Annotated in this window: 14 protein-coding genes; all 14 read left to right on the top strand. The window is 28.3% G+C overall.

What is annotated here, in order from left to right; all coding sequences use genetic code 11:
- Positions 1-21: 21 nt before the first annotated feature.
- The 14 genes from CC89_RS09925 (at position 22) to kdsB (ending at position 14044) form a co-directional block, all read left to right on the top strand.
- Positions 22-645, top strand: coding sequence for a sugar transferase (locus CC89_RS09925; protein ID WP_051931692.1), 624 nt, complete (start codon positions 22-24; stop codon positions 643-645).
- 24 nt (positions 646-669) lie between these two features.
- Complete coding sequence (loaP, locus tag CC89_RS09920; RefSeq protein WP_051931690.1) at positions 670-1194, top strand: antiterminator LoaP; 525 nt, start codon at positions 670-672, stop codon at positions 1192-1194.
- A 238-nt stretch (positions 1195-1432) separates the two neighbouring features.
- Positions 1433-1813 carry a prepilin-type N-terminal cleavage/methylation domain-containing protein gene (locus CC89_RS19545; protein ID WP_051931688.1) on the top strand — a complete coding sequence of 127 codons (381 nt, stop codon included), beginning with the start codon at positions 1433-1435 and terminating at the stop codon, positions 1811-1813.
- 91 nt (positions 1814-1904) lie between these two features.
- Positions 1905-3065 (top strand): NAD-dependent epimerase/dehydratase family protein, encoded by a 1161-nt coding sequence (locus CC89_RS09910; protein WP_035291764.1) that lies wholly within the window; start codon positions 1905-1907, stop codon positions 3063-3065.
- A 6-nt stretch (positions 3066-3071) separates the two neighbouring features.
- A complete protein-coding gene (locus CC89_RS09905) occupies positions 3072-4076 on the top strand; it encodes a WaaS/CpsH family glycosyltransferase (protein ID WP_035291762.1) in 1005 nt (334 codons plus the stop codon).
- Positions 4077-4096: 20 nt separating this feature from the next.
- Positions 4097-4660 (top strand): acyltransferase, encoded by a 564-nt coding sequence (locus CC89_RS09900; protein ID WP_035291760.1) that lies wholly within the window; start codon positions 4097-4099, stop codon positions 4658-4660.
- A gap of 19 nt (positions 4661-4679) precedes the next feature.
- The gene (locus tag CC89_RS09895) at positions 4680-5939 is read left to right on the top strand and encodes a hypothetical protein (protein ID WP_035291757.1); all 1260 of its coding nucleotides are present in this window, start codon (positions 4680-4682) and stop codon (positions 5937-5939) included.
- Positions 5940-6046: 107 nt separating this feature from the next.
- Positions 6047-6967: a WaaS/CpsH family glycosyltransferase gene (locus CC89_RS19540; protein ID WP_051931686.1), complete on the top strand. Its 921-nt coding sequence runs from the start codon at positions 6047-6049 to the stop codon at positions 6965-6967.
- A gap of 194 nt (positions 6968-7161) precedes the next feature.
- On the top strand, positions 7162-8163 hold the full coding sequence (locus tag CC89_RS09885) for an O-antigen polymerase (RefSeq protein ID WP_207641503.1): 1002 nt from the start codon (positions 7162-7164) through the stop codon (positions 8161-8163).
- Positions 8164-8326: 163 nt separating this feature from the next.
- Positions 8327-9661, top strand: coding sequence for an oligosaccharide flippase family protein (locus tag CC89_RS09880; protein WP_035291751.1), 1335 nt, complete (start codon positions 8327-8329; stop codon positions 9659-9661).
- Positions 9642-10796, top strand: coding sequence for a hypothetical protein (locus tag CC89_RS09875; protein ID WP_035291749.1), 1155 nt, complete (start codon positions 9642-9644; stop codon positions 10794-10796). Before CC89_RS09880 ends, CC89_RS09875 begins: the two co-directional genes overlap by 20 nt.
- Before the next feature lie 39 nt (positions 10797-10835).
- Positions 10836-11630 carry a protein kinase domain-containing protein gene (locus CC89_RS09870; protein WP_035291747.1) on the top strand — a complete coding sequence of 265 codons (795 nt, stop codon included), beginning with the start codon at positions 10836-10838 and terminating at the stop codon, positions 11628-11630.
- Between the two features lie 130 nt (positions 11631-11760).
- Positions 11761-12987 carry an IS701 family transposase gene (locus tag CC89_RS09865; protein ID WP_051931684.1) on the top strand — a complete coding sequence of 409 codons (1227 nt, stop codon included), beginning with the start codon at positions 11761-11763 and terminating at the stop codon, positions 12985-12987.
- 313 nt (positions 12988-13300) lie between these two features.
- Complete coding sequence (gene kdsB, locus CC89_RS09860) at positions 13301-14044, top strand: 3-deoxy-manno-octulosonate cytidylyltransferase (protein WP_035291745.1); 744 nt, start codon at positions 13301-13303, stop codon at positions 14042-14044.
- The last annotated feature ends 1 nt before the right edge of the window (position 14045 follow it).

Raw genomic sequence — 14045 nt, 5'->3', positions numbered from 1 at the left:
GGGATTGGGGGGCAAAGGTATATGAAGAGGTTTTTGGATGTATTGTTTAGTGCAGTATTATTAATTATACTGTCACCGCTATTATTAATAATAGCCATGCTAATAAAGTTAAATTCCAGAGGACCAGTATTCTTTACTCAAATGAGAATAGGCAGGAAGAATAATTTATTTAAATTTTATAAGTTTAGAACCATGCGAGTTGGAACTCCCAATGTGGCAACAGACAAGCTGGGAGATGCAAAGAGCTATATAACGTCTGTTGGAAAAGTATTAAGAAAAACAAGCTTAGATGAAATTCCACAATTAATCAATATACTTAAAGGTGATATGACCTTTGTGGGACCAAGACCAGCTTTGTACAACCAGTACAATTTAAAAAAACTTAGAACAAAGGCAGGGGTACATGCATTGGTACCAGGAGTTACTGGATGGGCACAAGTTAATGGAAGAGATCACAACGATGATTTTCAAAAAACAGAGCTAGACAGGTATTATTTAAATCATAAATCATTAAAATTAGATTTGAAAATATTATTTATGACAGTGTTTAAAGTGCTTAGAGCTGATGGTATCCTTGAGGGCGGAAATAAAAATCCAGAAGTTGAGGAACAGGTGGCTGAGCACAAGGAAAGCATGAGCGTATAATCAACAAACAAAGGAGCCACTGCATTGAACCTGCAAGGTAGAGAATGTTGGTATGTATTATTTGTAAATTCCAACCAGGAGGAAAAAGTAAAAGAAATTCTCCAAAAGAGAATGGGAGAGAAATACAAGTTCATGGTTCCAACTAGGGAACTGAGAGAAAGAAAAGATGGAAAGTGGCGTAAAGTAAGAAGAAAGCTGTTTCCAGGTTATGTTTTGATAAAGGGAATTATGAATGTAGAGGTTTATTATAAAATAAAAAAAACACCTGGAATAATAAAGCTACTTAGAAGTGAAGATGAAGTTTTAACAATTGATGAAAGAGAACTAAGGCTACTAAAGATACTCATAGATAACGATGATAACAATATAGGAATTTCTAAATTATATAAACAAAATGACAGCGTAAGGATAACAGCAGGCCCCTTGGTAGGAATGGAGGGCCAAATATTAAAAGTGGACTCAAGAAAAGGCAGGGCAAAGGTGTGCCTTAGCTTTATGAATGAGGAAAGAGTAGTGGAACTTGGTGTTGAGTTGGTGGATAAAATCTGATGTGGACTTTGGGTGTTTCGGCCCCGGAGGAGGCTTAAGAGGTTATAGTTAGCTTGGAGGAAGCATAATGAATTTTATAGGTTATGTGAAGGGGCGAAGCTATAGCCGGAAGACAGCGGAAGGTTATAGTGTGATTATAAAATTTGTGTAATGTTGGTTTAGAAATAGGACTAAATGGAAAGCATTTAAAGTGATAATAAAGCCTATTTTAAACAACAAATACAGAGGTGATATGATCATGTTATTAACTAAGTCAAGCAATATAAAGAAAAACTATAATAAAGGTTTTACTTTGATTGAAATTATAGTTGTTATTTCGATTATAGCAATTTTATGTGCTGTAATTGCACCAACTTATTTTAAATATACAAAAGATGCTAAAGAAAAAGTTTGCAATGTGAATTGCTTACAGTTAGAGAGAAGCTACAATTTATATTTGGAAAAAGAAAATATTGAGCACAGTGATGTTGTTTTTGAACAGTTTTTGCAAAATCAAGGTAAGAATATATGTCCAGAACATGGATATATGATTTATGTGGATGAGAAAGTTCAGTGCAGTGTTCACGTAGGGGATGATGTAAAGAAGGAAAATGAGGATGAGGTGCCGTTCTTGGAATAGTGGTTGATTGAATGGTGAGGACGAAGTGAGAATGGGGAAGGGATTAGAGGTTAAATAAAAATAAATAACTTTAGGAAGGAAGCTTTAAGTTATGAGAAAAGTACTTGTTACAGGTGGTTCAGGTTTTATTGGAAACGCTGTTGTTGAAAGGTTAAAAAATAAATATGAGGTTATAGTACTAGATAATTTTTCACCACAAATACATGGGGAGAATTATGAAGAGTCATATTTATATAAAAATATAAAAGATAAATGTAAGGTAATAAAAGGTGATGTTCGTAATTCAGAGGATTTAAAGGCAGCATTAGAGGGTGTGGACTATATAATACATTTAGCAGCAGAAACAGGAACAGGACAATCTATGTATGAAATTAATAGATATACTGATGTTAATATAAAAGGTACATCTAATTTATTAGAAGTAGTTTTAAAAAATAAATTGCCTATAAAGAAAATAATACTTTCTTCATCACGTTCTGTTTATGGGGAAGGTATGTATTTTTGTAAAGAACATGGAATAGTTGTTCCAAAATCAAGAGAAATAGATGATATGAAAAATGGGGACTTTGAAGTTAAATGTCCTATATGTGGTAGTGAAGTTGAATTAAGATACACAACAGAAGGTTGTGAGTTAACACCAATTTCTTATTATGCATATACAAAGCTTGCACAAGAGAAAATGTTAGAGGTTATGTGTCCTACAATGAACATACCATATACAATTTTTAGATATCAAAACGTATATGGTGCTGGACAGTCTCTTAATAATCCATACACTGGTATACTTTCAATATTCTCTAAGTTGTTATTGAAAAACCAAAATATAAATATATTTGAGGATGGTAAAGAAAGCAGAGATTTTGTTCATGTAAGTGATATTGCAGCAGCTACATGTAGTGCACTTGAAAATGCATCTACTGACTATCAACATATAAATGTAGGTAGTGGAGAAAATATTTCTGTTATTCAAGTAGCCGAAACTTTAAAGAGATTATATGCAGCACATTCAGAAATAAATATTTCAGGAGATTTTAGAAAAGGTGATATTAGGCATAATATTGCAGATATAACTAAGGCAAAAGAGTTATGTGGATTTAAGCCAGTTTATACATTTGAAGAGGGAATGAAAGAATTTACAGAATGGGTAAAGAAGCAAAATGAAGAACAAAGCTTAGAAAAATCAGGAGATCTTTTTGAACGTTCATTATTTGAAATGAAAGAAACTGGGATGCTAATTCAAGCTAAGGAGTAAATGAACATGAGTAGAAAAAAAGTTTTGTATATCGGAACCCCAATATTTAATTATCATAAGAAGATTATTTCAGAGTTTGAAGCTAAGGGGTATTCCGTTGATTTTTATAATGATAGACCAAGCGAAAATTCATTTATAAAGGGTATGATAAAAATAAAAAAGAGTCTACTTAATTCTTTAATTCAAAAATATTTTGATAAGATTATGTCTGAAACCAAAGACAAAACCTATGATTTGGTGTTTATTGTTAATTGCAAGGTATTTACATCGGAAATGATTAAGCAGTTGAGAGAAAGTCAAAAGTCAGCAAGATTTGTATTATACATGTGGGATTCATTAACTCTTTATCCTGACAGCAGAAAACTAATTCCATTGTTTGATACAGCTTATTCTTTTGATTTAGATGACTGTGAAAAAATAGAGAAACTTAAATTTTTACCATTATTTTATTGTAAAGAATTTGAGCAAGTGGGTCAAGTACAGGATAGTCAGATTGATTATGATATTGTAAGTGTTTGTACAGCTCATCCCAATAGATATAAAACAATGCATAAACTATTTCCGGAGTTAGAGTCAAAAGGAATTAGAATATTCTCATATATGTTTTTGAATAAGCTTCAGTATTTATATAATATAACATTTGTTCCTGAGTTTAAAGGAAGTAAAAGAAGTGAATTTAAATTTATACCATTATCAGAATCGGAAAATCTGGATGTATTGAAAAGAGCAAATAGTGTATTTGATATGCAACACAATAAACAGAGCGGCTTAACCATGAGGACTATTGAAACTCTTGGAGCTAAAAGAAAATTGATTACCACTAATAGAAATATTAAAAGATATGAATTTTATAATGAAAATAATATATTCGTAATGGATGAAAATAATTTAGATAAAATAGAAGCTTTTATTAAAAGAAAGTATGAACCCATTAATGATGAAGTATATAAAAAGTACAGTATAAGTAGTTGGATAGATACCATTATTAATGATAATAAGTATTTAAAATAAAAATTAGATAGGAGTAGACTATGAGTTTAATAAAATATATATGGGCTCTTAGGGCAATAATATATAAGTTGCGATTTAAATCCATAGGTAATTTTTCTTACATCGGAAAACCTACTTTCTTGCTTGGTACTAAAAAAATAAACATTGGTGATAAAGTAAGAATATATCCAGGAGCAAGAATGGAGGTGCATGGTGATGATGGAAAAATAACTATACAAAATAATGTTTCTATAGGACAAAATTTCCATATAACATCTAAAGATATGAATTTAGTAATAGGAAAAGATACAACAATTTCAGGAAATGTTTTCATTACAAATATAGATCATGATTATATGGAAATCGGAAAACATATTATGGAGCAAAAATATATTATTAAAGAAACGATTATAGGTGAAAACTGCTTTATTGGTTATGGAGTTGGTATACAAGCTGGAACAGTATTAGGAAAACAATGTATCGTTGGTGCAAATGCAGTGGTGAGGGGTGAATTTCCGGATTATTGCGTCATTGCCGGAGTTCCAGCGAAAATTTTAAAACGTTATAACCCGGAAGCAAAGGAATGGGAAAAATATTCTTATTGAATGAAGGATGATAGATAATATGGATATTAATGATATAAGAAAAGCAAAGGAAGATAATAATTATATAGTTGGAAATATTAATTATGCAAGAGTAAATGCTATGAGAATGTATGATACTAGCTTAAAAGGTTTATTAAAAGAGGCTATTCTTTTGTTTTTGTATGATTTTGATATTATTTATAATGATGTAAGTTATTCGAAAAAATATTTAATATATACTTTAAGAAGTGCACAGCGACATGATTATGATGAAATAATTGAAATGTTTCAAAAAATTAATCAGGATTTTACTTTAATTGAAGTAATACAAGTAAAATCTTTAAGAAATATTTTCGTGAAGTTATTAAAGTTATTGAAGCATAGTATACATTTTTTTAGTAATCGAGTAAAAAAACCATTTCAAACTGCAATTACAACTACAAAATATAATTTACTGTACGATAGGTTGCATAAAGAGAGATTTCTTAATGATGCTCAGATTATAGTCACGTTTTGTGATGCATACTCACCTGATAATCTTATTACTCAAATAGCAAAATTAAAGGGAATTAAGACAGCTACTTTGCAGCATGGTCAATACAGAGTTTTATCAGAGGGTAATGAAAATGCTGATTCAGAAGCATATGAAAATTTTATAAGCGATTATCTATTTACATGGGGGCAGGCAACGGTTGATGAGTTTAGTAAAGTTAATATATGTAAAGAAAAATTAATAAAAACTGGAGCCTTAAGAAGTTTTACATTTAATAATCGAAGAGTTATTAGTATGAATAAAAAAATTTTTGGAGTTGTGTTATGCGGCGAAACTTATAAAGATACAAATATTAGAATGATAAAACTAGCAAATGGTTTTTACGAAAAATATGGATTAAAATATTTTTTAAGAATGCACCCGAGAAATCCACAAAAGGATTATCTAGCGCATGTTAATAAAAAAGCTCTTTATGGATTTTCAAATAATATTGGAAATGTTGATTATGCTAGTATTGTAGATTTTAGCTTGATTCACATGACCGGAGTTTTTGTTGAATTGCTAAGTATTAATACACCTCTTGCAGTTTATAAAGATGATTTTTTGGAAAAAATATTCCAAATCGAGCCGTATTGTATATCTGATTTAGACGGTTTATCAAAATTTTATGATGATTTACTAATTAATACTAAAAAAATTCTGGATGACCAATACAATAAATATCATTACTTTAATGAGCCTAAAGAAAAGTTGAGTACAAATTATAGCATGGCCATTAGTAAAATATTGAATGAAATTGAGGAATAAAGCTTTAATATTTCCAATATCGTCAATAATTGTATTAGTATGGTGACTGGTGTACTAGGTTAAAAATGTATTCAAATAATAATTATATAAAGCAGGTGATTAAATTTATGATATATTTACTTCATTCTGGTTCTGAATTAATTGAAGAAGCTATTAATAACTGTAAATATAAAGATAAAATTGTATTAATTAATCCAACATTAAATTCTAAAATCTTGAGAGGAATTAGAAAAGCCCACAATATGACAAATTTAAGAACCAAAAAAATATGGGTTGATTATTTATTAAAAAAACAACAAGTAGATAACTCAAAATTAGATACAGTTATTGTTTTCGATACTCCACTTTGGATTGACAATATTGAATATATTCGAGAGAGATTTAGTAATGCTAAAATTATTTTTTGGTTTTGGAATATTATCAAAGATAAGACAAAAATAAATAAGATTAAAATGAATTGTAATAGCATATTTATATTTGATGAAAATGAGGCGAAAAAATATCAGATTAAATATCATCCGCAATTTCATTGGATAACAAAAACATCAGATGATAAAATTAAAAATGATATTTTCTTTGTAGGTCGAAATAAGGGAAGATTATTTATATTAGAGAATTTTTATGAAAAGTGTATGCAAGAAAAACTTACAGTTAAGTATCATGTTGTAAAAGACAAAAAAAATGATTTTTCAGAGGTGGTTAATTTGAAAAGTCAATCGATGGTATATGAAGAAGTAATTGAAGAAGTTAAACAAAGTAAATGTATATTAGATATCAATCAAGAGGGACAAGCAGGATTAACTTTAAGAGCTTTAGAAGCATTATTTTTAAAGAAAAAATTGATGACAAATAATAAAGATATAGCTAATTATGATTTTTATAGAGAAAATAATATTCAGTTTTTGGATGAAAATAATATTTGCATTGATAAAGAATTTATAAGTAGTAAATTTCAAGATGTTGATAATGAGATTATTGAGAAATACACTGTTGATCATTGGCTTGAGACATTGATTTACTCAGAGTAATAATAAAAAAGAATGGATGGAATAATATGATAAACCCTTTTTATATGTCAGCGTTTTCTTTTATTGGCGTTTTGCTAATATTTTCATTAAAATGGTCTGGTTACTATCAAAGTTTACAAGTTGGAACTTATATATTTGTTTTTTTGAATATTATATTTAATTTATTTATAGGTTATTTTTTTAGAAAAAAATTTGTGTTTAAAAAAACAAATATAAATATTTTTAGTTCTAAAAAAATGATTACTATAATTTTTTTAGGATACGTGATTAATTTTCTTTATTCTAAAGAAGTGCCTTTAATAAATTCAATATTTGGAATAGGTACATATTATAAAGATATTGCTACAATACCTACATTTTATCCACTATTAAATTCTATGAATGTATTTTTTGTTATATATAATTTTTATTTATACTTGAATTTAAATGAAAAAAGACACCTACATACATCTATTATATTACTGATACCGTTTTTAATAACTATGGGACGTGGTCTCATAGTTATGGCAATCACTCCCTGTGTATTGATGTACTTATCACAAAATATTAAACGATTTGTAAACAAGAAAACATATAAGGTTATAATATTTTTGCTAATATTTACATTTTTGTTTGGTTATCTAGGAAATTTAAGGACAACTCAATCTCATCTCAAGAATATTAGTCCTACTGAAAGAATTCTTTATGTAGGTAATGCAACAGAACAATTTTGGAATAAACCTATACCAAAAGAATATTTTTGGGCATATATTTATGTTGCTAGTCCAATTTCTAACTTTGATAATTTTACACAGTATGATTATGAAGGAAGTACATTTGGTGGGTTTGTAGCGTATAATTTTCTGCCACAGTCGATTAGAAAAAGAGTTATAGATGAAAATTCAATTGACAAGAAAATATATCTTATAGTTGATGAATTTAATGTCTCCACAGCATATGGCATTCCATTTTATCAATTAGGTTGGATAGGTGTTCTTTTGTATCAATTAATATATTATCTAATATTTATTTTCATGTTTATTATTGTTCAAAGATCATATTACCAAACAATATTTCTAAGCTTGTATTCAATGACTTCAATATATTCACTTTTTTCCAATATATTCGTATTAGACATAGTAGCTATTCCAATAATTTTATGTGTACTTTTATCAGTAAAAAAGCGAATTGTATTTAGGAGAAGATTTGTGGTATAAAAGCATTGATATATAATAACTAGATTTAAACAACTGTTATTTATAAAGCACAATAATTATTATTAAAAATAATTAAACTTAGAATTAGTAGAATCATTATGTTTAAAAGATTGTAGTAATTCAAGCAATACATTATAGTCAATTGGATGGTAGGAGGTCGCATATGAACTTATTAAAGAGCAAAACTACAATAAATATTATACTGTCAATGTTCATTAAGGTGCTAGCTGCATTACTTGGAGTTATTACAAGTATTATTCTTGCAAGGGTATTAGGTCCAGAAGATTTAGGTGTATATCAACTAAGTATAACCATACTTACTACATGCGTAATTGTTGCTAAATTAGGCCAAGATAATGCATTGTTAAAATTTGTATCATTCTATTTTTCGAAAGTAAATTGGAGTAAAATCAAAGGGTTACGGAGAAAATCATTTTTATTGACTATAATTTCTTCATTATTTATTACAATGTTGATTTATTTGTCGTCGGAATATATAGCAAACATAATTTTTAAACAACCATTATTGGCTTCAACATTAAAACTTATTTCGATCGCAATTTTTCCCCTTTCATCATTGCATTTGCACGCTGAAATGTTAAAAGGAATTGGAAAAATAAAATCAGGAATGTTCTTACAAAGTGCGTTGATTACATCTATAAATATTATTATAATAATATTTATATTTATTTTTATGGATACTAATTTAAAAGCTATGGTAATAAGTTATTCAACTTCAATAATAATAGCATATATATTTAGTTTATTAGTATGGAAAGTTAATTTACCATTGAATTACAAGAATATTACTGCAGAATTTGAAACAAAGGCTCTCTTAGAAACTAGTCTACCACTTATGTGGGTAGCTTCTCTTAATTTAATATTGAGTTATATGGACATATTTATGATAGGGATTTTTCTATCAACTAAAGAAGTTGCACTATACAGTATAGCTGCTAAAATTGTATTAATGAGCAGTATGATATTAGTTGCGTTTAATGGAGTGATAAGTCCCAAATTTTCGATTTATTTTGGTAATGGTAATCATAAAAAACTAGAGCTATTAGTACAAAAAAGCACATTAGCACTATCGGGTATCTCTTTAATAGTGTATATATTTCTTGTTGTTTTCAACAAAAATATTTTGGGGTTGTTTGGAACTGAATTTATAAAATCGAGTAATATATTTCTACTTTTAGCAACAGGACAATTTTTTGTTTTGGCAACAGGTCCTGTAGGAGCTTTACTTATGATGAGTGGACATGGTAGGTTTCATAAAAGAAATATGATTATAAGTGCGTTAATAAATTTAATACTTAATTTAGTTTTAATCCCTACAATTGGTTCCATAGGAGCAGCTATTGCAACGGTGATATCTTTAGTGGTTAAAAATATGTTAGCCGTGATTTATGTTAAGCGTACACTTAATATAAATGTGTATTCAAATTGGTGGGTAATTTTGAAAGGAGTTTTCGGCAATGATGAAAAATCAAATTAGTTCAGAAATTCACTTGTTTATACTTTGGGAAAATGCAAGATACAAAGAATGGCAAATAATTGAAGATATAAAAAATAATTTTAAAATATTGGGATTATATGAGATTAATTGGAGTAAAGAAAAGTTTTCAGAAAATCTGTCTCGATTCTATGGAAGAAAACTCCCAGTAGGTTCCAATAAAGAAAAACATTGCGGGGTCGGACCGTTCTTATTAATTGTTGTTGAGGATTATTCTCCGAAATATATGCAAAGAAAAACGTCAAAAGGTGTTGAAATAGTAAATATAAAAACTTTTGATTCTAAATCAAAGTATAGAGAATGGACTGGGGGTGGTCATAAAATCCATTGTACAAATTCAAAGAAGGAAACAGATCATGATCTGACTTTATTGCTAGGTGTAAATTCATGTGACTATAAGAAGAGTAAAAAAGATTTTAGTAGTAAAGAAGTAATAAAATTAAATAGTGATATTGTTGGTTCCAAGGGATGGAAGAATATTAGAGAACTCTTTTATGTACTAAATAATACTATTGAGTATGTTGTGCTAAGAAATTTTGAGTGTTTACCAGATCAATATAACATGGAAAATCATGGGGATATTGATATATTGTCAAACAATTTAATAGATATGATATGGATAATGAATGGTGAAAAAGTTTTTAGGCCGAAGTATAGAGTTCAATATAAAGTGAATATAGGCGGAGAAGTTGTTCTGTTTGATTGTAGATATGTAGGTGACAATTATTATGATATTAATTGGGAAAAAAACATTCTTAATAATAGAGTAATTGTAGAGGATACATTTTATGCTCCTAATACTTATGAGTACTATTATTCACTTTTATATCATGCAATTATCCATAAGAGAAAAGTTCCTTCAGACTACATTTTTCAATTATGGAAAATGTGTGAAAAGGTTGGAATAAATGAATTAGATATAAAAGATTTTTCAGAAATTAAAAATATGAAAAATCAACTAGAATTGTTTATGGAAAGTAAAGGTTATAATTATACTGAACCGATAGATTTATCTGTTTTCTTTAACAAAAATATTATCGGAACAAAAATTTCACTCAATCGCTGGATTAATGAGAATATATTTAAGAGAATAAATTCATTAATTAATAAAGTTTGAACTATTAAATAATTTTAAATTCAGGAAGAAGATAAAAATATGAAAAAAATAATATATTATAAAAATAAAACTATGAAACATATAAGAGCTTTTATATGGCTCCTTTTAAAATATAGTAAATTCAAAAAAATATTAAATGAATATGGAATTTCGAGAGTAAAGCCGTATAAGTTTTTCATATGGCATCATGGTTCTCATTACTTCACAGCGTTCACAACTGAAGATAATAAGAAAGTATTCATTAAAACTGGAGGGAAGTATAACTTAATATATAGAGAGGCTAGTGTTCTCAAATATATTCAGAAAAACAAAGATAAAAATTCAAAATGGAGTATACCTAATATTGTTCAATGTTTGGAAAAAGGTGAATTTTCGTTTTTAGCAATCGAGTATATTGATGGACTTAACTTGTCTAAATTAATTGAGGATAATGTTCTAACCCCAAATAATCAGATAGAATTGTTGCAACAATTTAATGAGATTTGTGATTTCTTTTTTGAGCATAAACTTATACATCGTGATATTAGACCGGATAATATAATTATTAATTTAACACCTACTTTTTTGCAAGTAATTTTAATTGATTTTGCATTTACTGTAAGTGATTTTAAAAAAGAGTACAATGAACTTCAAGTAGTTAAAGAATCTAATTTGCTTTACAGGTTAGGAGCAGGATTGAATCCAGAACCTTTTGTATGGGATGATGCATATTCATTTTGTAAAGTTACTGAGCAAGTTAATAACTTGCAATTTGATGATACTCCGGAATTAAATTTATTAAAATCTAAAATAGGAAGATTGAGATATATATGTGAGGGTTGTAAAAAAAAATAAGTTATTTACTTTAGTTCTGCAAAATAAAAAGTCAAATTGGTAATGCTACCAAAAAATAAATATGGCACACCGACGGTTTCCGTGATATATAAAAGTTATTACTCAATTAATCACACGGGAGGTTGTCAGTATGCCAAATAAATTTACTAACCATATTATATCCATAAATGATGAACTTTACAATTATTTAAATGATGTAAACTATGGAATGAATAAGCCACAATTTCATCATTTAACCACTATTATTGATGGATTAATAAACTTAGATGGCACAAAATCCTTATTAAAAGTTTCAGAGCATATATTAACTGCTAAAAGCAGCAGTTCTATATATAGATTTTTGAGTCACTCTAAATGGGACGATAGTCTCATTGATAGAAATGGTATTAATTATCTAAATTTGCATTTTAATAAACTCATAAAGCCAAAATCCGTAGGATTTCTGGTGATAGATGATACTGTGAATCCTAAGACTCAAGCAAAGAAAATGCAAGGCTTAAGCTACAATCACTGCCATACAGAAGGCAAAACTCTTTGGTCTCACTGTGTTGTTACCTCTAATTTTGTTGCAGGGGATATGTCTATCCCTTTAAACTACAAGCCTTATTTAAATGAAGAAAACTGTAAAAAACACAATAAAACTTTTATGGGCAAAACAGATATAGCTTTAGATTTTATTAGCTCTTTTGAAAAACCCACTAACTGTGACAAAATATATTGTCTTGTTGACAGTTGGTATACAAGCGAAAAGCTAATCGAAGGTTCTCTGCTAAAAGGTTTTAACCTCATTGGTGCTTTGAAATCTAACAGAAAAATCTCTCCATTAGGAATCACAATGCAAATTAAAGAATTTGCTAAATATATAAATCCAGCTACCTTAGATGTAGTTACCATCGAAGGAACTGAGTATAGAGTATATAGATACGAAGGTAAAGTTTCAAAGTTTGAAAACGCAACAGCGTTAATTTGCTATGAAGTTGATGGAGATACTTTCAAAGACCCTGTGTATCTAATGTCTACAGATGTAGAACTTAGCAACGAAACTATAATAAAATACTATCTAAAAAGATGGAGCATTGAAACGAACTACAAATATCTTAAAACACATTTAGGCTTTGACGAATATAAGGTTCAAGGTATACTCTCTATCGAGAGATACTTTCTGCTTACATTCTTAGCAATCAATTTTCTAGAAATTTATAGGTTGCATCATCTTAAGGAGCTTCAGACCATTGGCGACACTATAAAATCTGTTAAAAGCCTAGCGGCTAAAGAATTAGTGCATTTTATTTATGAGCAAGCTAAAAACAATGTACCCATAGAATTAATACTTGATGAGCTGAAATTAGCTTCTTAGAAAAATTTTCAAGTTATTTATAGGACAAATATAGTGTGAAACACTGTAACTATATTCCTGTCAAGGAATTTGAATCTACAATTGGTATTTCAACTTCTTAAATTAAAGAAGTTAAGTTATTTATTAATATTATGAATTTTAAAATACTAACTTATGTAATATATACTTAATCTATGGTTAACTGTGAAAAATGCAATTAGAGATATATAAATGAATGTGAAGAAATATTCATGATAACAATACTTATTATAAATGTATGTTTTATATTGTTAAATATTCTATGATAAAATTTTAAAGACGAGAGGTGTAATAAATGTGTAATATAATTGCTATCATACCAGCAAGATATCAGTCATCTAGATTTCCAGGGAAACCATTAGCTTTAATAAATGAGAAACCTATGATTCAGTGGGTATATGAAAGAGTGAGTAGTGTTGATAAGATAAAATCAGTTTATGTTGCTACAGATGATCAAAGAATATATGATGAAGTAATTAATTTTGGAGGAAATGCAATTATAACAGGAGAACATAATTGTGGGTCTAATAGGTTAGCAGAAGCAATAAATAAAATAGATGGAGATTTTGACATTGTATTAAATATTCAAGGTGATGAACCAATGATTAAGGTAGAAATGATACTTGATTTAATAAGTGCTTTCGAAGATGAGAATGTGTATATGGCAACCCTAAAAAAAGAAATTAAAGAAGATATTGAGATAAACAATCCTAATATAGCAAAATTAATTACAGATAAAAATGGATATGCTATCTATTTTTCTAGAAGTACAATACCATTTAATAGAGACAAAATTGATAATATTAAATACTACAAGCATATAGGGGTATATGGTTACACTAAAGAATTTTTGAAGAAGTTTGCTAATTTACCGCAGACTTCTTTAGAAATTACTGAGCAACTTGAGCAATTAAGAGCTATTGAGAGCGGATATAAAATTAAAGTTATTGAAACTAAATATCAAAGTATAGGTGTAGATTTACCAGAACATATAAAAATAGTAGAAAAAGAAATGAAAAAAGAAGGAGTTAGATATTAAT

This window comes from Clostridium sp. KNHs214, from assembly GCF_000744935.1.
GTDB lineage: Bacteria > Bacillota > Clostridia > Clostridiales > Clostridiaceae > Haloimpatiens.
This window is presented reverse-complemented; position numbering and strand designations above follow the sequence as displayed.

Bases quoted from the DNA above. Each gene is read 5' to 3' on its own strand.
- CC89_RS09875 (WP_035291749.1), top strand. From the start codon at position 9,642: ATGATGAAAAATCAAATTAGTTCAGAAATTCACTTGTTTATACTTTGG.
- CC89_RS19545 (WP_051931688.1), top strand. From the start codon at position 1,433: ATGTTATTAACTAAGTCAAGCAATATAAAGAAAAACTATAATAAAGGT.
- CC89_RS09905 (WP_035291762.1), top strand. From the start codon at position 3,072: ATGAGTAGAAAAAAAGTTTTGTATATCGGAACCCCAATATTTAATTAT.
- CC89_RS09895 (WP_035291757.1), top strand. From the start codon at position 4,680: ATGGATATTAATGATATAAGAAAAGCAAAGGAAGATAATAATTATATA.
- CC89_RS09910 (WP_035291764.1), top strand. From the start codon at position 1,905: ATGAGAAAAGTACTTGTTACAGGTGGTTCAGGTTTTATTGGAAACGCT.
- CC89_RS09900 (WP_035291760.1), top strand. From the start codon at position 4,097: ATGAGTTTAATAAAATATATATGGGCTCTTAGGGCAATAATATATAAG.
- CC89_RS19540 (WP_051931686.1), top strand. From the start codon at position 6,047: ATGATATATTTACTTCATTCTGGTTCTGAATTAATTGAAGAAGCTATT.
- CC89_RS09925 (WP_051931692.1), top strand. From the start codon at position 22: ATGAAGAGGTTTTTGGATGTATTGTTTAGTGCAGTATTATTAATTATA.
- CC89_RS09870 (WP_035291747.1), top strand. From the start codon at position 10,836: ATGAAAAAAATAATATATTATAAAAATAAAACTATGAAACATATAAGA.
- CC89_RS09865 (WP_051931684.1), top strand. From the start codon at position 11,761: ATGCCAAATAAATTTACTAACCATATTATATCCATAAATGATGAACTT.
- kdsB (WP_035291745.1), top strand. From the start codon at position 13,301: ATGTGTAATATAATTGCTATCATACCAGCAAGATATCAGTCATCTAGA.
- CC89_RS09880 (WP_035291751.1), top strand. From the start codon at position 8,327: ATGAACTTATTAAAGAGCAAAACTACAATAAATATTATACTGTCAATG.